Origin of the sequence: Ruminococcus sp. Marseille-P328, from assembly GCF_964249465.1 — a bacterium.
Classification (GTDB): domain Bacteria; phylum Bacillota; class Clostridia; order Lachnospirales; family Lachnospiraceae; genus Blautia_A; species Blautia_A faecis.
Map to the genome: position 1 here is coordinate 42,868 of NZ_CAXUBQ010000008.1, position 22,427 is coordinate 65,294.

A 22,427-nucleotide genomic window follows, 5' to 3' on the forward strand; every position below is an offset into this window, starting at 1 on the left:
AAGGTCCGCTGATTGCGGCTGAAAGCAGTCTGGCTGATGATAGAGAAACCATGGAGGAAAAAATGATTTTAGCAATTGATATTGGAAATACAAATATTGTAGTTGGCTGCATTGATTCAAAGCAAACCTATTTCATTGAGAGACTTTCCACTGTCCGTACAAAAACAGAACTGGAATACGCAGTTGATCTGAAGACAGTTTTGGATTTATATCATATTAAGCGGATTGATATTGAAGGCTGCATTATTTCCTCTGTAGTACCGCAGATTACCAATGCCGTGAAGCTTGCAGCTGAAAAGGTTCTGAAAAAAGAACCTATGGTATTGGGACCAGGTGTAAAAACAGGACTGAATATCCTGATGGATAATCCCGGACAGCTTGGAGCAGATCTTGTAGCAAATGCAGTTGCAGGAATTCATGAATATTCTCTTCCACTGGCAATTATTGATATGGGAACTGCAAGTACGGTAAGCGTGGTAGATGAGAAGAAGCATTATGTGGGAGGCATGATTTTTCCCGGAATGGGAGTGTCCCTGGATGCCCTTACAGCCCGTGCTTCTCAGCTTAGCGGAATCAGTATTGAAGCACCGAAGCGCATCATTGGAAAAAATACCATTGAATGCATGAAAAGCGGTGTGATTTACAGCAATGCAGCAGCCCTTGACGGAATTGTTGACAGAATTGAAGAAGAGCTTGGTCAGAAAATTACAGTTGTTGCAACTGGTGGTCTTGCACGTAAGATTATCCCACATTGCAAGCGGGAGATTTTGTTGGATGAGGATCTTTTGTTAAAAGGTTTGCTCATTATATATGAGAAGAACAGAAAAGAATTATAAGCTTTCTGAGAGTGAAAAATGAGACAGGTCAGAACTTCACGGTTATGAGGTTCTGACCTGTTTTTGCCCGAATTCGGTTACCGTTAGGAACGATGAAAGGCATCTGCAAAATCTTCTGGGACAGGGGCAGTAATACACATGTTTTCTCCTGTAACAGGGTGAGCAAATTCCAGCTGAAAGGAGTGCAGGGGCTGTCTTTTTATAATTCTGTAATCTGGATTGTAGAGAAAGTCTCCTGGCAGCGGATGTCCAATGTACTTCATATGCACACGGATCTGATGAGTGCGTCCGGTTTCCAGATGGAGCTCGATGAGAGAGTAGGAATGATAGGTGGCTAATCGCTCATAGTGTGTGACCGCACTTTCCCCATTTGCGAAATCCACCTGTCTTTCGATGGTGGAATCTGCTGCGCGCCCGATAGGCGCATCAATAGTTCCTTGCTCTGGTGCGATTCCCTGTACAATTGCCAGATAGGTACGCCGGATCTGACGCTGTTTCATCTGGGCAGAGAGAACTGCTGCACTATAAGGATTTTTCGCCAGGATCAGGGCTCCTGTGGTGTCTCTGTCCAGACGGTTGATGCAGCGGTAGACGAAATGCTGTCCTTTTTCTTTGAAATACCAGGTAACTCCATTCGCCAGTGTATTATCATAATTTCCAATGGAAGGGTGCACAGGCATGTCTGCCGCCTTATTTATGACTAAAATATCTTCATCTTCATATAGAATAGAAAGATCCATTTTCACAGGCAGGATATTCTCAGTGTTGTCCGCTTCCGGAATATGTATGTGAAGAGAATCCCCGGCCTGAAGAATTGATTTCCCAAATCCTCGTTCACCATTTAGCTGAATCGCATTTTTATCTGCCTTCATGGAAGATAAAATTCCCCGGGAAAAGCCCTTGCTCCTGAGAAAATCAAGAAGCTGCATTCCTTCCTGCTCTGGCTTTATAGTGTATGTAAGAATTCTGTCCAAGGTGTTCCTCCTAAAATTGTATTAAAATTATGTTGAAACATAAGGATTGTGCGTAATTAAATACTGTATTTTTTTCGCTCAAGGTGTATAATAGCACAGAAAATATTTGCATGGAAGTATCTGAAGCAGTTTTATGAGATATACATCCATGCGACAGGAACTATTTATACATTTAAGGAAAAAGAGAAAACATATGAAACAACAGCAACATCTTTTTACAAACAAAATGCTCCGGGCGCTTCTTGTTCCTATTATTATGGAACAGCTGTTAAATGCCTTGATGGGTACGGTAGATACTATGATGGTCAGCAATGTAGGTTCTGCGGCCATTTCCGCCGTTTCTCTTGTGGACTCTATCAATGTACTGATTATTCAGGCCTTTTCTGCACTGGCAGCAGGAGGTACCATTATCTGTACCCAGTATCTTGGACAGAAGAATCACGAGATGGCGAACAAATCAGCCAGGCAGGCACTTTTTATTATAACAACCATTTCTGTCTTCATCGTTGTGCTTGGACTTGCTTTCCGTGCACCGCTTCTTAGCTTTATTTTCGGAAAAGTAGACGCGGATGTTATGGAGAATTCTATGGTGTATTTCTTTTATACTGTGCTGTCCTATCCTTTTATTGCACTTTATGATGCCGGAGCATCCATTTTCCGTGCACAGGAAAACACCAGAGGACCGATGGTAATTTCCATTATTTCCAATGTGATGAATATTGTGGGAAATGGAATCCTGATCTGGGTATTTCATATGGGAGTTGCCGGAGCAGCCATTTCCACACTGGTATCCAGAATTTTCTGTGCAGTAGTAGTGCTGTACCAGCTTAGAAAAGACAGGCAGCCAATTGTGGTACGTGATTATCTGAAAATCCGTACGGATGGAAAAATGATTGGCAGGATTCTTGCTCTTGGCATTCCTTCTGGCATAGAGAACAGCATGTTCCAGCTTGGAAAGCTGGCAATCCAGTCTACAGTCTCTACACTTGGAACCACTGCAATTGCAGCCCAGGCTATGACAAATATGCTGGAGATGTTAAATGGAACAGCTGTAATTGGTGTTGGAATCGGACTTATGACAGTAGTGGGACAGAGTCTTGGAGCCGGAAAAAAAGACGAGGCAGTTTATTATATGAAGAAACTGATGATCTTTTCCGAAGTCTTTCTCATCGCCTGCTGTGCAGTGGTATATGTCCTTGCACGGCCGATTACCATGATTGGTGGAATGGAAGCTAAAAGCGCTGAAATGTGTCTTGATATGATGTTCTGGATCACCATTGTGAAACCAATCGTATGGATGTTTGCGTTTATTCCGGCTTACGGCATGCGTGCGGCAGGAGATGTGAAGTTTTCCATGATTACTTCCTGCATTACTATGTGGACCTTCCGCTTTTGCCTGTGCGTTTATCTGATCCGGGTATGTGGCATGGGACCGATGGCTGTCTGGATCGGAATGTTCACAGACTGGACGGTACGTGCGATCGTGTTTGGTCTGCGGTTTAAGAGTGGAAAATGGATGGAACATAAAGTTGTGTAAAAGGTAACTGCAAAAGATAAGGAAAGCGATCCCCTTTTATTGACTTTTAAATGGCAAAATTATATAATGTAACGGATAAAAACAGGGAAAAGCATGATCAGGAAGCCAGGTGTAATTCCTGCACAAGTCCGTTACTGTACAGTCAGATACTGGTTGCTTTTTCAGAAACAGGATTTCCTGCGGCAACCGGGATAAGACTGATAGGAAAGAAGCTTTGTTGTCAGGACAGGGCTTCTTTTATTTACGTAACAGATGGGGCGGACGTGAAGATTGCCGTCACAATCCCGGAAGCCCGCATAGCGGGTTCCTCATAGCTTTGGAGGCAAGAAACATGGAACATAAGACAGGATTGGAAGATTATTATGTGATTCGCGGACAGAAGAAAATGCGTTTTGGCTATACTACAGGTTCCTGCGCGGCAGCAGCTTGCAAGGGCGCCTGCCTGATGCTTCTGGGAAAAGAAAAGTTAACATCTGTACCGCTTATGACTCCCAAGGGAATCCTCCTTGACCTGGAACTGCATGACATTCAGATCAGTGAAAATCAGGTTACCTGTGCAGTGAAAAAAGATGCCGGAGATGATCCGGACACAACAAATGGCATTCTTGTGTATGCTACAGTGTGGAAGACGGATACTGCCGGAATCGTTATAGATGGCGGAGCGGGCGTAGGCAGAGTTACAAGACCTGGGCTCTCCCAGAAAGTGGGAGAAGCGGCGATCAATCCTGTTCCTCGTGCCATGATTCTTCGGGAGGCAGAAGAAGCTGCAGTTTCCCATGACTATGAGGGAGGGCTGAAGGTTGTGATTTCTGTCCCAGAAGGTGTAGAAATCGGCAAGAAGACCTTTAATCCCAGACTGGGAATCACAGGGGGAATCTCCATCCTTGGAACTTCCGGAATCGTGGAGCCGATGAGCGAAAAAGCCCTTGTGGAGAGCATCCATGTGGAAATGAAGCAGCATTTTACCCAAGGTGAGAAGTATCTTCTTGTGACACCTGGAAATTATGGGGCAGATTATCTGCGTGAGCACATGACCTTACCTTTCGAACGAAATATCAAGTGCAGCAATTATGTGGGAGAAACCATTGATATGGCTGTGGATATGGGCGTGAAAGGAATCCTATTTGTTGCCCATATTGGCAAGTTTGTAAAGGTAGCAGCAGGAATTATGAACACCCATTCCCACAGTGCAGATGCTCGAATGGAAGTGCTTGCATCCAATGCTCTTCGTGTGGGAGCGGATGGAGATACTGCCAGAGATATCCTGAATTGTAATACCACAGATGAGGCTCTTGATATTTTGCACGAAAAAGGCCTTTTAGAGCCTGCAATGAAAGAAATTATGGAAAGAATCCAGTTTTATCTGGATCACCGTTCCTATGAACAAATTAAGCTTGGTGCGGTTGTTTTTAACAATGTATATGGATATCTGGGAAAAACAAGAGATGCCGGTGAACTGATTCAGGAAATTCAAAAGCAGGATGAAATGCTTAAACTTCAAATGTAAGCGGGATGATAGAGTGTGCAGATTGCAGGCATGGACAGTATGTTGCAGGGCATTTTTACGAATAAAGATATGTTCAGTTTATGAGAGCAAAAAATAAAAACAGAGTAGTTATGCTTAAAAACTATTTCAGAAAGAGAGATCTATGACAGGAAAATTATATGGCGTAGGAGTTGGCCCAGGGGATCCGGAGCTGATCACTTTAAAGGCCTTAAGACTTACAAAGGAAGCAGATATACTGGCTTTTCCAGGGGAAAAGCCAATAGAATCTGTGGCATACAGGATCATGAAAGGAGCGTACCCGGAAATTGACAGCAAACAGATGATTTCCCTGCCAATGCCCATGATCAAAGACAGAGAAGAACTGAAACGTGTTCATGATGAAGGAGCAAAAATAATTGCAGAATGGCTTGAGAAAGGAAAAAATGTAGTATTTCTCACCCTGGGAGACCCGACCGTATATTCTACATATATTTATGTACACAAACGTGTGGAACAGCTGGGATATGCCACAGAAATCGTCAGCGGCATTACATCCTTTTGTGCAGTCAGTGCCAGATTTAATGAAGGACTGGTGGAAAAATCCCAGCAGCTTCATGTAATCCCTGCCTCCTATCAGATAGAAGAAGCATTGAAGCTTCCCGGAACGAAAGTTTTGATGAAAACCGGCAAAAAAATGCAGGAAGTAAAAGCACAGATCAAAGCATCTGGTAATAAGGCCGAGATGATTGAAAATTGCGGAATGCCAGATGAGAAAATTTATAGAAGTGTGGAAGAAATTCCAGATGATGCAGGTTATTATTCGTTGATCATTGTGAAGGAAAAATAAGATAATGTAAATAAAAAACCAATGTAGGCAAAGTGAAAATTTATTAAAGTAAGAATTATAAAACTTTGCCGCACAATAAAAATTATAGTGAAAAAGGAGAGAAAGCCATGATTCATTTCGTAGGAGCAGGTTCCGGAGCACCGGATCTGATCACCGTAAGAGGAAAGAAATATCTGGAAGAAGCAGACGTAGTTATTTATGCAGGATCTCTGGTAAATCCCAAACTTCTGGAGTATACAAAGGATATTTGTACTATTTATAACAGTGCAAAGATGACACTGGAAGAGGTGCTTTCTGTTATGGAAAAGGCAGAAGCGGCCGGCAAGACAACAGTAAGACTTCACACAGGTGATCCCTGTATTTATGGTGCCATCCGTGAGCAGATGGATGTGCTGGATGAGAAAGGGATTGCTTATGATTACTGTCCTGGTGTCAGTGCATTCTGCGGTGCGGCAAGTGCTTTAAATCTGGAATATACGCTGCCGGATATTTCCCAGAGCGTGATCATCACCCGTATGGAAGGCAGAACTCCGGTTCCGCCAAAGGAAAGCATTCAGTCCTTTGCTGCTCATCAGGCAACCATGGTTGTTTTTCTCAGCACAGGAATGCTGGAAGAACTGAGCAGAAGACTGATCGAAGGCGGTTATACGGCAGATACTCCTGCTGCGATTGTGTATAAGGCAACCTGGGAGGATGAGAAGAAATTTGTGTGCACAGTAGGAACTCTGGCGCAGACTGCGAAAGAGAATCATATTACGAAGACTGCACTTATGATCATTGGAGACTGCGTAAATGCCGCTCATTATGACCGTTCCAAGTTATACGATCCAGGATTTACAACAGAGTTCCGTGAAGCAACGAAATAAGAATAAGGTTATTTGATATGGCAGCTTAGGTTAGAGCCTGTTCCAGATGAAAGGAAAACGGATGAAAATTTCCATGATATGCTACACCCTGACAGGGCAGCAGACAGGAGAGAAATTAAAAAAAGGACTGGAAAAAGAAGGAAATATAGTTTCTCTTTTCACAAAGAGCAAATACATTCCAGATTCTATAAAGGGAAGCTGCGGGAAATGGACGGGAGAACAGTTCGAAACTGCAGACAGTATTATTTTCATTGGAGCAGCCGGAATCGCAGTACGCAGCATCGCCCCCTTTATACAGAGCAAAAAGAAAGATCCGGCTGTGCTGGTAGTAGATGAATTGGGCAAATTTGTGATATCCCTGCTGTCTGGACATCTTGGTGGGGCAAATGAACTTGCCTGTCTGGCTGCAGACATTTTACAGGCAATCCCTGTAGTCACAACTGCCACAGACCTTGAGGGAAAATTTGCTGTGGATGTGTTTGCAAAGAAAAATAACTGTCACATTTTTCGAATGAAAGAGGCGAAAGAGGTTTCTGCCGCGCTGCTGGCAGGTGAGAAGGTGGGATTCTACAGTGAATTTCCCTGGGAGGGAGAACTGCCAAAGGGACTGATCTGGTGCCAAAAAACTGGCATATCACTTTCTGAAATACAGTATGAAACTGTGGATGGCACACCACTTCCAGAGGTGGGAATTGCCGTGACCGTACATAAAAGCTGTCATCCCTTTGCCTCAACGACGCATGTAGTTCCACCAGCTGCTGCGCTTGGAATGGGTTGCCGGAAAAATAAAGAATCAGAAGCCGTGGAAAATGTAGCATTCAGCTGCCTGAAAGAAAATGACATTTATCCGGAGGCAGTTGCAGCTCTTGCAAGCATTGATGTAAAAAAAGAAGAACCCGGGCTTCTGGCTCTTTCAGAAAAGCTGGGAGTTCCTTTCAAAACATTTTCCAGTGAGGAACTTCTGTCTGTGCAGGGTGAATTCACCTCATCCTCTTTTGTGAGTAAGACAGTAGGTGTGGATAATGTGTGTGAACGAAGCGCGGTGAAAGCCGCAGAGAATCATACTGGCATTCATTTTATACAGAGAAAACGGGGCGCAGAGGGCGTGACAACGGCTCTTGTCCTTGGAGATTGGAGGATACGTTTTGAGTAAAGAAAAGAAAATCTATGTGGTAGGAATCGGACCAGGTTCTTATGAAGGAATGACAGGAGCTGCAGCTACAGCTCTTGAAAAAAGTGATGTGATCGTTGGATACACTGTTTATATTGATCTTGTAAAAGACCATTTTCCGGGAAAATCTTTTCTCACTACACCTATGAGAAAGGAAGTAGACCGCTGTGTAATGGCTTTTGATGAGGCTATGAAAGACCAGACAGTTTCCATGATCTGCAGTGGTGATGCGGGAGTTTACGGAATGGCTGGTCTTATGTATGAAATCGGCGCAAACTATCCGGAGGTGGAGCTGGAAGTGGTAGCTGGTGTTACAGCAGCAACCGGAGGAGCAGCAGTTCTTGGTGCACCATTGATCCATGATTTTTGTCTTATAAGTCTCAGTGATCTGCTTACCCCATGGGAAAAGATCGAGAAGCGTCTTCTTCTGGCTTCGGAAGCTGATTTTGTGATTGTTCTTTACAATCCGTCCAGTCACAAGAGACACGATTATCTGAAAAAAGCCTGTGAACTTATGCTTCAACACAAATCTCCGGAAACAGTATGCGGTACCGTACAGAACATTAACCGCGAGGGTGAAACTGCCAGGGTTATGACTCTGGCTGAATTGAAAGAAACACAGGTAGATATGTTTACCACTGTATTTATTGGAAATTCACAGACCAGAAATATTGATGGAAAAATGGTAACACCAAGAGGATATAAAAATGTTTGATGTTGTCGTATTTGCAGGCACCACAGAAGGCTGTGAAATCTGCAGCTTTCTGGCAAAAAATAAAGTAAGTGTGCTTGCATGTGTCGCTACCGATTACGGCAGCAAATCATTAAAAGAGGGCGAATATCTGAAAATCCACGCTGGCCGCCTGAATGGGGCGGAGATGGAAAATCTTCTGAAAGAACTCAGTCCCGGATTGGTGCTGGATGCTACCCATCCGTATGCTGCCGAGGTAACGGAGAATATTTGGACAGCCTGCAAAAATACAGGGCTTTCCTATGAGAGAGTACTTCGTGAAAAGGGCGCATATCAGGATAAAGCTGTATATGTGGAAGACACGGAGGCAGCAGTGAGGTTTCTGGAAGACACTAAGGGGAATATCCTGCTAACTACAGGCAGCAAGGAGCTTGGAAAATTTACAGCTTTATCTGATGCTGGAGAACGCATTTATGCCCGTGTTCTGTCTTTGCCATCTGTGATGGAAACCTGCAAAGGTTACGGCTTTGAGGGCAAGCATCTGATCGGTATGCAGGGACCCTTTTCCATGGAATTAAACGCAGCCATGCTTCGTCAGTATGACTGCAAATATCTTGTGACAAAGGATACAGGAAAAGCAGGTGGTTTCCAGGAGAAAATTGATGCTGCACTTATGTGCGATGTGATTCCTGTTATAATTGGAAGACCGCTGCAGGAAGAGGGTCTTTCTGTGGCAGAATGTAAACATATGCTCGCGGAACACTTTGGACTCACCCTGAAACCTCACGTTACACTTCTGGGAATTGGGATGGGAAGTGAGAAAACCCTTACAATTCAGGGAAAAAGGGCAGTTCAAAGAGCTGATCTGATCATTGGGGCCAGGCGTATGGCAGATTCCATCCGGGAGCCGGGACAGCAGGTGGTGTATGAATACCGCAGTGATGTGATTGGAGCTTATATTAAGAGCCATCCGGAATATGAGAATATTGTGATAGCTTTGTCCGGGGATGTGGGATTCTACAGCGGAGCGAAAAAGCTGCTGGATGTGTTGAATGGAAGGAAACCAGAGGGTGTTTTAGCAGATGGTTTTGAAGGGCAGGAGGACAGTGAAAAAGAGAATGGCTGTGTCTCCATTGAGATTATCTGCGGAATTTCTTCTGTGGTTTATTTTATGTCCCAGATCAGTTTATCCTGGGATGATGCGAAGATCACCAGCGCCCACGGCAAAAATTGCAATTTGGTTTCCATGATCAAGCAGAATCAGAAGGTTTTTTCCATTCTGGGAACAGGAAGTGCAGTTGCGGAACTTGCACAGAAGCTGGTGGAATATGAGATGGGAGATGTGGTTCTCTATGTTGGAGAAAATCTTTCCTATCCAGATGAAAAAATATTCCAGGCGAACGCCAGTGAACTGACTTCCTATGAGGGTCAGGCATTGAGCGTTGTCTGTGCTTACAATGAAAAAGCCAGACCGGCATTTTCCACTCATGGAATTCCAGATGAGAAATTTATCCGTGGAAAAGCACCTATGACAAAAGAAGAGGTGAGATGTGTTTCCCTTTCCAAGCTTCGTCTTCAGGAAGATTCCATCTGCTATGATGTAGGTGCCGGAACAGGTTCTGTTTCTGTGGAAATGGCTCTTCGCGCAGATCAGGGACAGGTTTTCGCTGTTGAGAAAAAGGATGACGCGGTGGCTCTTCTTTACGAAAACAAACAGCGGTTTGCAACGGATAATCTGGAAATTATAAAGGGCGAGGCACCGGAAGCACTAAAAGAACTGCCGGTTCCTACTCATGCGTTTATCGGTGGTTCATCAGGAAATCTGAAAGAAATCGTTGCCCTGCTTTTAGAAAAGAACCGAGATGTGCGGATCGTGATCAACTGCATTACGCTGGAGACTATCAGTGAGGCACTGGAAATATTGAAAGAATACGATTTCGCAGATCAGGAAGCAGTGCAGCTTACAGCCTCCAGATCAAAAGAGATTGGAAGATACCATCTAATGATGGGAGAAAATCCTATTTATATCATTACCTGCCAGAGCCCCCGGGCGCAGATATGACAGGTGTGGTTTTCTTAAGAGTGCAGAAAAAGGCTGTTGGCGCGGAAAGAAGAGGAGGACTATCATGAAAAAAAGAATACCCAGGATCTTGCTTGCAGCAGGAGCCAGCGGAAGCGGAAAAACACTTCTCACCTGTGGTCTGCTGCAGGTACTGGTAAACAGAGGAATAAAGACAGTCTCCTTTAAATGCGGACCGGATTATATTGATCCCATGTTCCATACCCAGGTAATTGGTACAAAATCCCGAAATCTGGACACTTTTTTTACAGGAGAGGATATTACCCGATCTCTTCTTGCAAAAAACAGTGCTGACTGTGAAATAGCAGTGATGGAAGGCGTTATGGGTTTTTACGATGGAGTGGCAGGAACCACTACTTTGGCAAGTGCTTATGATCTGGCGCGAGTTACGGATACGCCGGTTATTCTGATCGTGAACAGCAAGGGAATGAGTGTCTCTCTTGCTGCCTACATAAAAGGCTTTCTGGAATACAAAAAAGACAGCCGCATAAAAGGCGTGATTTTTAACCAGATGTCCCCTATGCTCTATCCCAGAATGAAGAAACTGGTGGAAGAGGAGCTTGGCATCAAAGTACTGGGCTATGTGCCAAGGGTGGAAGATTGTGTGATCGAGAGCCGACACCTGGGACTGATTTTGCCAGAAGAAATCCCGGAACTGAAGGGACGGCTTTTGAAGCTGGCAGAAGTGCTGGAGAACAGTCTGGAAATAGAAGAGATATTAAAACTGGCCAATGAGGCACCAGTGTTGGAATATCCATTGTTGGAAAAGACAGATGAGAGATCCCTATGTCAGCCATCTGGAACCAGTGCAATAGCTGAAAAGGTGAAAAGAGAAGTGGATGTATTGACTGAAATGAGTCAGGTGTATACCTGGAAAAGCCCAAAGAAGCTTCGGATCGGTCTTGCGAAAGATGAGGCATTCTGCTTCTTTTATGAAGACAATCTGGATCTTCTTCGTTCCATGGGTGCCGAGCTGGTGGCCTTTTCGCCTGTACATGACGGACATTTACCAGAAAATCTGGACGGACTTCTTCTCTATGGTGGATATCCGGAATTAAATGGAAAAGCATTGGAGGAGAATCTTTCTATGCGGCAGGAAATTGCGGCAGCCATAAAGGATGGAATGCCCTGTCTTGCAGAATGCGGTGGGTTCATGTATCTCCACGAAAGCATGGAGGGAATGGATGGGAAATTCTATGAAATGGCAGGCGTTATTCCGGGTAAGGTATGGCGCACACCCAGACTGACCCGGTTTGGCTATATTACTTTGAAGCAGAATCAGGGGATTTCCCATGGAAAACAGGAAACTGCAATTCTTGGGGAGTCAGATCTTGGAGTAAGTCCGGCCCATGAATTTCATTATTTTGATTCGGATAATTGTGGAACTGCATTTCATGCTTCCAAACCGGAAAGCAAACGCGGGTGGGACTGCATGCACGGCTCTGATCATTTGTTAGCTGGTTTTCCTCATTTATATTATTACGCAAATCCGAAAATCCCGCAGGCATTTTTAAAAAAGTGTCTGGAGTATAAGGAGTTACAAAAATGATACGATTATTAACTCTTCCCGCAGGTTTTATTCTTGACCTGCTTATGGGAGATCCAAGATGGCTATATCATCCGGTATGTCTTATAGGAAATCTGATCAGCATACTGGAAAAAGGAATACGAAAGGTGTTTCCGAAAACAGATAAGGGTGAGCGGGCAGGAGGCATTCTGGAAGTTGTCCTTGTCTGTTTTATTACCTTTTTTATTCCTTACGTTGTAATCCATCTGTTTTATAAATGGAATTTCTGGCTGGGCTTTGCACTGGAGACTTTCTGGTGCGGACAGCTGCTTGCAACAAAATCATTGAAAGTGGAAAGTATGAAAGTATATGACCGCCTGAAAAACGGAACCATTGAGGAAGCGCGTTATGCCGTTTCCATGATTGTGGGACGTGATACACAGGCACTTTCAGAAATCGGAGTGACGAAGGCAGCTGTGGAAACGGTTGCGGAAAATTCCTCTGACGGAATTATTGCCCCTATGCTTTATATGGCAATCGGCGGCATTCCCCTGATGTTTTTGTACAAGGGCATCAACACTATGGATTCTATGCTTGGATATAAAAACGATAAATATCTGTATTTTGGAAGATGTGCAGCCAGACTTGACGATGTGGCAAATTATATTCCAGCCAGAATTTCCGGCTGGCTGATGGCATTGTCCACAGTATTTGTTAGAATGGATACTAAAAATGCAGTAAAAATATACAGAAGAGACCGCCGCAATCATGCAAGCCCCAATTCTGCCCAGACAGAAGCGGCTATGGCAGGAGCCTTGGATGTACAGCTGGCAGGAAATGCTTATTATTTTGGTAAGCTATATGAAAAACCGACGATCGGGGATCCGATCCGCCCGGTTGAAATCGAGGATATTCCAAGAGCGAATAAACTGCTTTATGCAACCTGTATTGTGGGAGCAATTTTATTCTTCGGTCTGAGTGTTCTTCTGAAGACTGTGTTATAGCGGATTTTGCTGAAAAAACAGCAAAAAATAAAAGATTAAAGTATGTTTTAAAATTGAGACGCACATCTTGTAGAAAGCCTTTTTCAAACACGCTTTAGACCGTGTAATTACTTGAATGGAGACAACAATGGAAAAACACATACATGGCGGTGATGTGTATCATCATCAGGGGTGCATTGACTTTTCAGCAAACTGCAATCCTCTTGGTACCCCAGAGGGAATCAAAAAAGCAATCATTAAAAGTCTGGAGCATATAAACGACTACCCCCAGGTAGGCTGCACTCCCTTAAAAAAAGCCATTGCAGAATATGAGAATACGAAGCCGGATCAGGTAATCTGCGGAAACGGTGCTGCAGAGGTGATCTTTTCCCTTTGCCGGGCGGTGAATCCAAGACGGGCTCTGGTGCCGGCTCCGACTTTTGCAGAATACCAGCAGGCATTATATAGTGTGGATTGCCAGGTAGAGTTTTTTCCCCTGAATGGGGAAAAGGGGTTTGTGCTGGAGGAAGACTTCTTACAGACATTGACAAAAGAGATTGACATTATTTTCCTGTGTAATCCCAATAATCCAACCGGGCTTCTGGTGGAAAAACCGTTGCTGGAAAAAATTCTGAAGCGTTGTCAGGAGCTTGATATTCTTATGGCTGTGGACGAATGCTTCCTGGATTTCGTTCCATCACCAGAAAAATATACGCTAAAAGAATATCTGGAAACCTATGACAATCTGTTTCTTCTGAAAGCTTTTACAAAGCGCTATGCTATGGCAGGTGTGAGACTTGGCTATGGTCTTTGCGGAAATAAAGGACTTCTGGAAAAAATAGAAGGTGTATGTCAGCCCTGGAATGTCTCTTCCATGGCACAGGCAGCAGGTCTGGCTGCATTACAGGAAACGGAATATGTAGAAAAGGGCAGACAGGTGACATTTGAAGAGCTGGCTTACCTGAAAGAGCAATTGACTGCTCTTGGTTATCCGGTTTACCCATCTCAGGCAAATTATGTGTTTTTTACAGGTCCGCTGGATTTGTATGAGAAGCTGGAGCAGAAGAAGATCCTGATACGCGATTGCAGCAATTATACCGGACTTTCCAAAGGATATTACAGGGTTGCGGTGAAGGAACATGAAGAAAATCAGCAGCTTGTCAAGGCATTGAAAGAAATAGAAAGAAATAGATAGAACCAAAGTTGAAAATGTGATTTTATAAAAGGAGGAACACATTTTGGCAAAAGCAATCATGGTGCAGGGGACAATGTCCAATGCCGGAAAAAGCCTTCTGGCAGCAGGCCTTTGCAGAATTTTTAAACAGGACGGTTATCGTGTGGCACCTTTCAAGTCCCAGAATATGGCGTTGAATTCTTTTATCACAAAAGAAGGTCTGGAAATGGGACGTGCCCAGGTGATGCAGGCAGAAGCAGCCGGAATTGCTCCTTCTGTTCTGATGAATCCTGTTCTTTTAAAGCCTACAAACGATGTAGGCTCCCAGGTAATCGTAAACGGTGAGGTTTTGGGAAATATGAGCGCCAGGGATTATTTCAAATATAAGAAAAAACTGGTGCCGGATATTATGAAGGCTTACAATGCTCTTGCAGCAGAAAATGATATTATTGTTATAGAGGGAGCCGGAAGTCCGGCGGAAATCAATCTGAAAAGTGATGATATCGTAAATATGGGTATGGCGAAAATGGCAAAGGCTCCGGTTCTTCTGGTGGGAGATATTGACCGTGGCGGTGTTTTTGCCCAGCTGATCGGAACTGTCATGCTTCTGGAAGAAGATGAAAAGGAGATGGTAAAAGGTCTGATCATCAATAAATTCCGTGGAGACAAAACCATTCTGGATCCTGGGGTGGAAATGCTGGAGGAGAGAAGCGGCATTCCGGTTGTAGGCGTAGCTCCTTATCTGAATATTCAGGTGGAGGATGAGGACAGCCTGACGGAACGTTTTGAGACAAAACGGACAGTAGACATGATTGACATTGCGGTGATCCGAGTGCCCAGAATTTCTAATTTCACAGATTTTAATCCGCTGGAGAGTATTCAGGGAGTTTCCCTTCGCTATGTAAAAAATCCATCAGAGCTTGGCAATCCGGATATGATCATTCTGCCGGGAACCAAAAATACAATGGAAGATCTTCTGTGGATGAGAGAAAATGGCCTGGAAGCGTTGATCCTGAAGGAGGCTGCGAAAGGAAAGCTGATTTTTGGAATCTGCGGCGGCTATCAGATGATGGGCGAAACTTTAAGCGATCCTCATGGAGTGGAAGCTGGCGGAACGATCAAAGGTATGGGACTTCTTCCAATGGATACCGTTTTTGCCAGGAAAAAGACCAGAACCAGAGTGGAAGGCTCCTTTAGCCAGCTGACTGGTGCGTTTGCAAAGCTTAGTGATACTGCTCTGGAAGGATATGAGATCCATATGGGCGAGACTGCCCTGAAAGGAGATGCAAAGCCATCTACAAATATTCAGGATAGCGTAACCGGAGAGAGAAAGGCGGATGGTGCATATCTTGACAATGTGTGCGGAACCTATGTACATGGTGTCTTTGATAAAGAGGCAGTAGCTGAGGCAATCGTACAGATCATTGGAGAAAAGAAAGGACTGGATGTATCTGGAATGACTGGTATGGATTTCCAGGCGTTTAAGGAAACCCAGTATGATATCCTGGCAGCAGAGCTACGGAAACATCTGGATATGAAGAAAATATATGAAATCCTGGAAGAGGGGGTATAAATATGAAGGTAGAACTGGAAAATGTAAAACCAATGGACATAGAGAAAAGAAGCTTTGAGATCATCACAGAGGAGCTTGGTGATACCCCTCTGATTCCGGGAACAGAGCTGGTGGTAAAGAGATGTATTCACACAAGCGCTGATTTCGATTATGCGAAAAATCTTTGTTTTTCCGAAAACGCAGTGGAAAAAGCGATTCAGGCAATTAAAGATGGCGCCTGTATTGTAACCGACACCCAGATGGCAAAAGCAGGAATCAATAAACGCGCCCTTGCAAGGTATGGCGGTGAGGTTTACTGTTTTATGTCAGATGAGGATGTGGCGAAGATTGCGAAAGAAAATGGTTCCACCCGTGCCACAGCCAGCATGGACAAGGCGGCCGGGTTGGATAAAAAGCTGATCTTTGCCATTGGAAATGCACCTACAGCACTGGTTCGCCTTTATGAGCTGATCGAGGAGAAAAAGCTGGATCCGGAGCTGATCATCGGTGTGCCTGTGGGGTTTGTGAATGTGGTGCAGTCCAAGGAACTGATTATGCATACAGAGGTACCGTACATTGTAGCCCGCGGGCGTAAGGGTGGATCAAATATCGCAGCGTGCATCTGTAATGCCTTGCTGTATATGATTGACAACAACCGGGGATAAAAAAACGGCGTATACTCTGTCTGTGGTAAATGGCAAAGTATACGCTGCTTTTACTATAAAAGTCCCGGACGGCAGCTGTGGGAGCGCCATAGGCGCGGAACAGCTGACTTTCATATATGGTGATGTCGCCGAATAGGCGACATATTCGTTTAGTCCAAAACTACAGACTTCAGCAGTTCACAGGCCGGGATGAAATCCTGTACTGGCATGGAAGAACAGGACATAAGTACCGTCACATCTTTTTCACTTTCTTTTAAAATTTGTAAATGCAGGCTTTTTTCAGAAGCCTGTTTTTTTAATTCATCCCCGCTTTTTTCATAAGGCAAAGTAAGAGCCAGACTGGTACCGGCTGCGCCCACCTGAATCTGACAGCCAGTGCCAAATACCTGACGGACTGAGCTGCGAAGCTGTTTTAATTTGGAAGAATAAAGTCGTTTCAGCCTTCTGGTCTGTGCAGCAAGATGACCGTCCCGGATAAATTGACACAGAGCAATCTGTTCTGCCTTGGAAGCAGTCTGGTTATAAAATCCGGCTTTCTTTTTATAAGCATTGAGAAGCTCAGGAGGCAGGATCATAAAGCTGATACGGATAGAAGGCAGCAGCAATCTGGAAAATGAACCAATGTAAACTACGCCCTGTCCTCCGGAGAGTCCGAAAAGGGAGGGTGTAGGCTTCTGGAAATAGACAAATTCGTTTTCGAAATCATCTTCGATTACCAGATGATGGCGTTCATTTGCATATTTCAAAAGCTCCAGACGGCGCTTTACCGGCATGATTTCGCCCCACTTTGTCATGTGTGCAGGAGAAACATAGACCACATCACAGTCTTTGTTACGGTAACAGATCTCATATCCATAGTCCCCGAAAACTGTGCTTCCGTGAACGAAAGAAGGGGTTGGAAAGGATACCCGGTGAAATTCCGGATATACTTCATGGATAAGAGGACAGAGAATCTGCAGCAGGCTTTGGAAACTGGCACCTACTACAATGTCATCCGGTGAACAAAGAATGTTTCGCCTCTCACGGATATAATCGGACAAAGTTTCCCGGAAATCCGCTTCCCCCTGGGGTTCGCCGTAGGTCAGCATGCGTTCATTCTGTCGGAGGGCGCTTTTCATGTAACGGCTCCACAGGTCAAAACGAAAGCTTTCTTTATCCACGCCTGAAGATGCCAGGTCATAGCGGTAATGAGTTTCTTTGTGAGTACCCGGCTGGTTGTTTTTATGCTGGTGGGAGGCAATCTCTGTGACATAATAGCCGCTTTGGGCTTTTGCCATAATGTAGCCGTCTGCGGCAAGCTGAAGATAGGCAGTTTCAATAGTAGTGCGGGAAAGCTTCAGCTCCTGGGAACACTTGCGAAGAGAAGGCATTTTGCTTCCGGGTGTCATTTTCCCATCCAGGATCAGTTTCCGGTAGTATTCGTAAACTTCCATATAAAGATGCGTAGTGCGGTTTTGATTCTTTTCAATGTCTAACATAAAACTGTCCCTTCTAAAAAAGTTGAATTTGGATATTTCTGTACATACACTTAGATGATATTTTATAATATAAACGAAAAATTTACAATAAAAATCAGGAGTGATATATTTGAAAAAAATAGCGGTAATTCAGGATCTGTCAGGGCTTGGAAAATGTTCCCTGACAGCGGCAATTCCGGTGATCTCGGTGATGGGCGTGCAGGCGGTACCGCTGCCAACAGCAGTACTCAGCAACCAGACTGGTTATCCTTCCTATTACTGTGACAATTATACAGAGCACATGGAACAGATCATGGATGAATGGGAGAAACGGGGATTTTCCCCGGATGGAATCTATACAGGATTTCTGGCTGACGAGGAGCAGGCTGATAAGATCCTGGATTTTCTCAGAAGGTTCCGGAAAGAGAAGACCATGGTACTGGTGGATCCGGTTATGGGAGATAATGGCAGTGCTTATGGAATTTATACAGAAGGTCTGCGGGAAAAGATGCTTCAGCTGGTGGGAAACGCCCATGTGATTACGCCCAATCTTACGGAAGCGCTGCTTCTTTTATATGGGAAAGAAGGGATGGAAAAAAGATATGCCAGCCTTTTGGAACTGGATGGAAGGAAAAGGCTGGAACAGATCGGAAAGATTGGGGAGCAGCTGAAAAAAGAATATGGCTTACAGGCAGCTGTGATTACAGGCGTGGAATCCAAGAGGAATGTTTTGGCAGTTCTTCAAGAGGTATCTGTAATTTCAACTCAGAAGTTAAGTAGAACTTCTGAGCAGACAGAAAATCTGGCAGGAAAACCAAATTCAAAGGAAACAAGTCTGCCGCAGATGGGAAACCTTGTGGTGGAAAATGGTCATTTGTCCTGGTGTTTTGCCCCAAAAATAGGCGGCAGTTATTCTGGAACAGGAGACCTGTTTGCCTCGGTGCTTAGTGCCGGTCTGGTGAAAGAGATGTCCATGATGCACTGCGTAGAACTGGCGGTGAATTTTCTGTCCAAGGCAATTGCCCAGACGGTACAGGAAGGAACAGACCGGAATGACGGAGTCTGCTTCGAGGCGTATCTTGGGGAATTATGTAAAAGTTGATAAGAGAATAACAATTGCTGTAAAAGGATAATATCCACTGGCAATGTTACGCAAGGTGCTTTGAGATAGCGAATGATTTCGGAAAAGAAAGTTATAGTGCCGCAAAGTAATGTCTGCGAACCGCAATATAGATGAGAAGGAGAGTGTAATAATGGCAGATATCGTATATTGTTATAATGATGAGGTATATTTTAATCTGACAAATAAGTGTCCTTGCAACTGTACCTTTTGCATCCGCAACAATGGGAATTCGGTAGGAGAGGCAAAAACTTTATGGTTTGACAAGGAACCCACAATGGAGGAGATTTATAAAGCAATTGATGATTTTGATTTTTCAGGATACAAGGAAGCGGTTTTCTGTGGCTATGGAGAGCCTACTATGGCGCTGGATAAGCTGATCGCCGTCAGTGAGTATATGAGAAGCAAATATCCGGCACATTTGGACCGCGATGGGAAGCCCTGTCCGGGAATCAAGCTTCGTCTGAACACCAACGGTCTTGGAGATTTGATCAATAAGCGCTCTATAGCGAAAGAGGTCTGTCAGGCAGTTGATATTGTTTCCATCAGTTTAAATATGCCAGATGCCAAGTCCTACAACGAAGTGGTACGCCCGGCTTACGGCGAGAAAGCCTTTGATGCCATGCTGAAATTTGCGCAGGATTGCAAAAAATATACAGAAAATGTGAAATTCACGGTTGTAGACTGTATCGGGGAAGAAAACGTTGAGAAAAGCCGTAAAGTGGCAGAGAAGCTTGGAATTCCGCTGAGAGTACGGGAGTATACGGCGGAATAAAATTGAGGAAAAAAAGACATCAATGCAGATGCATCATAAAATCAGTTGGAGACACTTTCAAATGTGCGCTGGATTTATCTATGAGATTTTATGAAAAATGGAAAAATCTGCATTGGTGTCTTTTGATATCTGTAGGTTATTTTTCTGCATTTGCAAAGCATTTGAACGCAGATAAGCAAGTAGCGAAGCGGACCTGGAATGTCCGCTTTACATGCCAGACCTGTTTTATATTAGGCGTCGCAAAATTTCCCGGAACTGGGGTACACAGGCCAGTATATCCGAATTCTCAAGATAAGGCGGCTCTTTATTTTCCCAGTCCGTGATGGTACCGCCAGCTTCTCTTAAAATAACGGTAGCCCCGCTGTAATCCCAGGGCTTCAGATTTTGTTCCAGATAAGCGTGCTGCCTGCCGCAGGCTACATAGCAAAGGTCGAGGGCAGCAGAGCCGGTGCGCCTGAAATCTGCACAGTTCATAAAAATATTGTAAAATATCGGGAACAGTTTCTTTGCCCTGTCTTTTTCATAAGGAGAGGAGCCGAAAGACACCACAGCATCTTTGAATTCCGGCTGGTCGGACACATGGATAGGAGTTCCGTTCAGATAGGCACCTTCCCCTTTGGCACCGTAGAAGAGTTCCTCTGTAAAGGGATTATAGACCACTCCGAAAGTGATTTCCCCGTTTTCATAAAGTCCCAGAGAAACTGCACTTAAATGATAATCCCGGATTAAATTGGTGGTTCCGTCAATGGGATCCAGAATCCAGTAAGATTTCCGGGAATTCAGTCCAAGGTTTTCTTTCTCCTCAGCAATCAGTGCAATGTCCGGAAATTCTTTTCCAAGAGCCTCCTTCAGGTAATTTTGTACGGCAACATCTACATTGGTAACGTAATCGGCAGCCCCTTTTTCGGTAACCTTTTCGTGAGCCATTTCCTGGAGAATCAAGGGCTTGGCCTGCTTGACCAGTTCTATGATTCTGGCTTGGTTTTCTTTATTCATATCAGTATACCTCCTAACGTATGTCAAAAAATTTCAACAATTTGTGTGGCCTAGAGAAAATTTACCATAAACGGAAAGAAAGGGCAAATGAAAAATTAAGCTGTAAAAAACGAAGAATAGTTGTTGTTACTGTTCACTGGTAACATTTCGCGAGGTGCTTTTTGTGAACAAAGTTCACAGAAAACCCGAGAGTTGCGGCGCGAAATCATGCAAAGCATGATTTCTGTGCATCGCGAAGCGTGTTACTGTGAACGGAGTGAACAGTAACTAGTTGTCTATCGCTGGTTAAGTATGCCGATAGCTACATAATCTGCTATGGGAAGAAGATATAAGAAAAAATGAAACTGAGAAGTACAAATTTTATAAAAAGGACTAAATAAAAATGGAGAGACGAAATGTCTCTCCTGAATGTCCAATCGATTTGAGCATCGAAGAGAGGCTGGATTGGTTCTATCATTTATAGTATATGCGGATATCTGAAAACTATGAATTGCATTAAAAGTGGCTTTCCCAATCGGATGGGAAATTAAGTCTGCGAATATCACATACATCAGAATAGTTATTCAGAAGCTGTTTGAAATCAGTTATAAAAGCCGTCCACGAATCTTCGGTTGGACGAAGATATTTCATTGAAAGCATAATCTGATATAGCCCATTGTACCGAGGATGCGGATGGATGACATCTGAATAAATAAGCTGTGGTCTTGTACTGATGCTGCGATTATAAATACGGCTGTTGTGAGCACAAATATTTCTCATGATGGAAACAGCCTGAATCCAGGATGTAAACATATCTTTTGATGGATTGATATCACGTCCATTGCTGTTTTTAAACTTATAATTTTTAATCAGCTCAGAAAAAGCAGTGTTGCTGCCGGTTTTCATATTTTTAATAGTTTTTGATATAGTGCCGAAAGACATAACCTCGACAGCAGCCCATATAGGAATGGCTCCATCGTGATTATCAAAGTTATGTTCTATAAAAACATCATTGGAACGGCTGATTTCAGATGCAATGGTGCTCTGATTCTTCCAGAATGTTTTTTTATCTTTAAATACGGAAGGATCATTTAAAACAAGTGCATCGTGAGTAATCTGGAATGCATTGACAAGTTGTGACTTTAATGCAACTTCAATTTGTGATAAATAGCTAAACAGCAGGTCTGACAGCTCTGAATCAAAACGGTACAGTCTTAAAATATCTGATAAGGATATTCCTTCTATGTACTTTTTGGTGGAAGGATCAATAAGATGAAAACTATAACCTTTTAAACGGTAATATCCAATTGTTGTTAACGCTATTTCAGCGGTGTCATTCGAATCGATAGTCATTCCAGTGTCTTTGAGTTTCTGAATTAATTGTGTAATGGATAAAAAATTCTTAGGATATGTATACATGGCTCACCTCTGGATATAAAAAGTCCCGCCGGGTTGCGCATTCTTGCCGAAACAAGACTAAGCGTGGCGGGTTCTGTTACACATATTTTACTTGGAACGAACCAATCTGTCAATACTTTGAGATAGGTTTGCTAAGATATTTTTGGGACTACTATATAGAATGCGAATTAAAAAAAGATTAAATATCGGCTCTTAAAGTCAGAGTTACTTTGCAGAATATTGCAAAAATCACTGAGCCCACATCCGGACTTAAAGCAATGAGTGCGATATGCTAAAACGCATTGAGATTGGAATGTCGGCAAAGTAGTTCAG

General features: G+C 43.8%; 20 protein-coding genes. 16 read left to right on the forward strand and 4 right to left on the reverse strand.

Annotated elements, in window-relative coordinates:
- Positions 1 to 62: 62 nt before the first annotated feature.
- The gene (locus tag ACESTK_RS07490) at positions 63 to 836 is read left to right on the forward strand and encodes a type III pantothenate kinase (protein ID WP_118579916.1); all 774 of its coding nucleotides are present in this window, start codon (positions 63 to 65) and stop codon (positions 834 to 836) included.
- An 83-nt stretch (positions 837 to 919) separates the two neighbouring features.
- Here ACESTK_RS07490 and ACESTK_RS07495 read toward each other — a convergent pair whose 3' ends face one another.
- Entirely contained in the window at positions 920 to 1,810 is an 891-nt protein-coding gene (locus ACESTK_RS07495) for an RluA family pseudouridine synthase (protein WP_243110361.1), read from the reverse strand.
- A gap of 193 nt (positions 1,811 to 2,003) precedes the next feature.
- Here ACESTK_RS07495 and ACESTK_RS07500 point away from each other — a divergent pair, with 193 nt between their 5' ends.
- From ACESTK_RS07500 to ACESTK_RS07560, 13 genes are all read left to right on the forward strand, one after another.
- A complete protein-coding gene (locus ACESTK_RS07500; RefSeq protein WP_373119349.1) occupies positions 2,004 to 3,347 on the forward strand; it encodes an MATE family efflux transporter in 1,344 nt (447 codons plus the stop codon).
- 50 nt (positions 3,348 to 3,397) lie between these two features.
- Positions 3,398 to 3,661, forward strand: a complete 264-nt coding sequence (locus ACESTK_RS07505) for a hypothetical protein (protein WP_373119351.1) — start codon at positions 3,398 to 3,400, stop codon at positions 3,659 to 3,661.
- 17 nt (positions 3,662 to 3,678) lie between these two features.
- Positions 3,679 to 4,854: a cobalt-precorrin-5B (C(1))-methyltransferase CbiD gene (gene cbiD, locus ACESTK_RS07510; protein WP_204452308.1), complete on the forward strand. Its 1,176-nt coding sequence runs from the start codon at positions 3,679 to 3,681 to the stop codon at positions 4,852 to 4,854.
- A 142-nt stretch (positions 4,855 to 4,996) separates the two neighbouring features.
- Positions 4,997 to 5,680, forward strand: a complete 684-nt coding sequence (gene cobI, locus ACESTK_RS07515) for a precorrin-2 C(20)-methyltransferase (protein WP_173769672.1) — start codon at positions 4,997 to 4,999, stop codon at positions 5,678 to 5,680.
- A 107-nt stretch (positions 5,681 to 5,787) separates the two neighbouring features.
- Positions 5,788 to 6,546, forward strand: a complete 759-nt coding sequence (gene cobM, locus ACESTK_RS07520; RefSeq protein ID WP_118579928.1) for a precorrin-4 C(11)-methyltransferase — start codon at positions 5,788 to 5,790, stop codon at positions 6,544 to 6,546.
- A gap of 61 nt (positions 6,547 to 6,607) precedes the next feature.
- Entirely contained in the window at positions 6,608 to 7,699 is a 1,092-nt protein-coding gene (locus ACESTK_RS07525) for a cobalt-precorrin 5A hydrolase (RefSeq protein WP_302672239.1), read from the forward strand.
- Entirely contained in the window at positions 7,692 to 8,432 is a 741-nt protein-coding gene (gene cobJ, locus ACESTK_RS07530; protein WP_173716581.1) for a precorrin-3B C(17)-methyltransferase, read from the forward strand. The genes ACESTK_RS07525 and cobJ overlap by 8 nt, the downstream gene beginning before the upstream one ends.
- Positions 8,425 to 10,470: a precorrin-6A reductase gene (cobK, locus tag ACESTK_RS07535; RefSeq protein WP_373119354.1), complete on the forward strand. Its 2,046-nt coding sequence runs from the start codon at positions 8,425 to 8,427 to the stop codon at positions 10,468 to 10,470. Before cobJ ends, cobK begins: the two co-directional genes overlap by 8 nt.
- A gap of 64 nt (positions 10,471 to 10,534) precedes the next feature.
- Positions 10,535 to 12,037 carry a cobyrinate a,c-diamide synthase gene (locus tag ACESTK_RS07540; RefSeq protein WP_373119355.1) on the forward strand — a complete coding sequence of 501 codons (1,503 nt, stop codon included), beginning with the start codon at positions 10,535 to 10,537 and terminating at the stop codon, positions 12,035 to 12,037.
- Complete coding sequence (gene cbiB, locus ACESTK_RS07545) at positions 12,034 to 12,999, forward strand: adenosylcobinamide-phosphate synthase CbiB (protein WP_226855004.1); 966 nt, start codon at positions 12,034 to 12,036, stop codon at positions 12,997 to 12,999. Before ACESTK_RS07540 ends, cbiB begins: the two co-directional genes overlap by 4 nt.
- Before the next feature lie 127 nt (positions 13,000 to 13,126).
- Entirely contained in the window at positions 13,127 to 14,173 is a 1,047-nt protein-coding gene (locus tag ACESTK_RS07550) for a histidinol-phosphate transaminase (RefSeq protein WP_226855003.1), read from the forward strand.
- Positions 14,174 to 14,216: 43 nt separating this feature from the next.
- Positions 14,217 to 15,725 (forward strand): cobyric acid synthase, encoded by a 1,509-nt coding sequence (locus tag ACESTK_RS07555; RefSeq protein ID WP_187565981.1) that lies wholly within the window; start codon positions 14,217 to 14,219, stop codon positions 15,723 to 15,725.
- A 2-nt stretch (positions 15,726 to 15,727) separates the two neighbouring features.
- Entirely contained in the window at positions 15,728 to 16,369 is a 642-nt protein-coding gene (locus ACESTK_RS07560; RefSeq protein ID WP_173771998.1) for a precorrin-8X methylmutase, read from the forward strand.
- Between the two features lie 149 nt (positions 16,370 to 16,518).
- On the opposite strand, the gene ACESTK_RS07565 is transcribed toward ACESTK_RS07560, so the two are convergent.
- Entirely contained in the window at positions 16,519 to 17,847 is a 1,329-nt protein-coding gene (locus ACESTK_RS07565) for a PLP-dependent aminotransferase family protein (protein WP_226855001.1), read from the reverse strand.
- 109 nt (positions 17,848 to 17,956) lie between these two features.
- Between ACESTK_RS07565 and ACESTK_RS07570 the strand changes: the two genes are divergently transcribed.
- Positions 17,957 to 18,928, forward strand: a complete 972-nt coding sequence (locus ACESTK_RS07570; protein WP_195991676.1) for a bifunctional hydroxymethylpyrimidine kinase/phosphomethylpyrimidine kinase — start codon at positions 17,957 to 17,959, stop codon at positions 18,926 to 18,928.
- Between the two features lie 151 nt (positions 18,929 to 19,079).
- Positions 19,080 to 19,721 carry a TIGR04100 family radical SAM protein gene (locus tag ACESTK_RS07575; RefSeq protein WP_373119359.1) on the forward strand — a complete coding sequence of 214 codons (642 nt, stop codon included), beginning with the start codon at positions 19,080 to 19,082 and terminating at the stop codon, positions 19,719 to 19,721.
- 225 nt (positions 19,722 to 19,946) lie between these two features.
- Here ACESTK_RS07575 and ACESTK_RS07580 read toward each other — a convergent pair whose 3' ends face one another.
- Entirely contained in the window at positions 19,947 to 20,717 is a 771-nt protein-coding gene (locus ACESTK_RS07580; protein WP_294431796.1) for an inositol monophosphatase family protein, read from the reverse strand.
- Between the two features lie 495 nt (positions 20,718 to 21,212).
- Complete coding sequence (locus ACESTK_RS07585) at positions 21,213 to 22,115, reverse strand: Abi family protein (RefSeq protein WP_373119360.1); 903 nt, start codon at positions 22,113 to 22,115, stop codon at positions 21,213 to 21,215.
- Between the last annotated feature and the right edge of the window lie 312 nt (positions 22,116 to 22,427).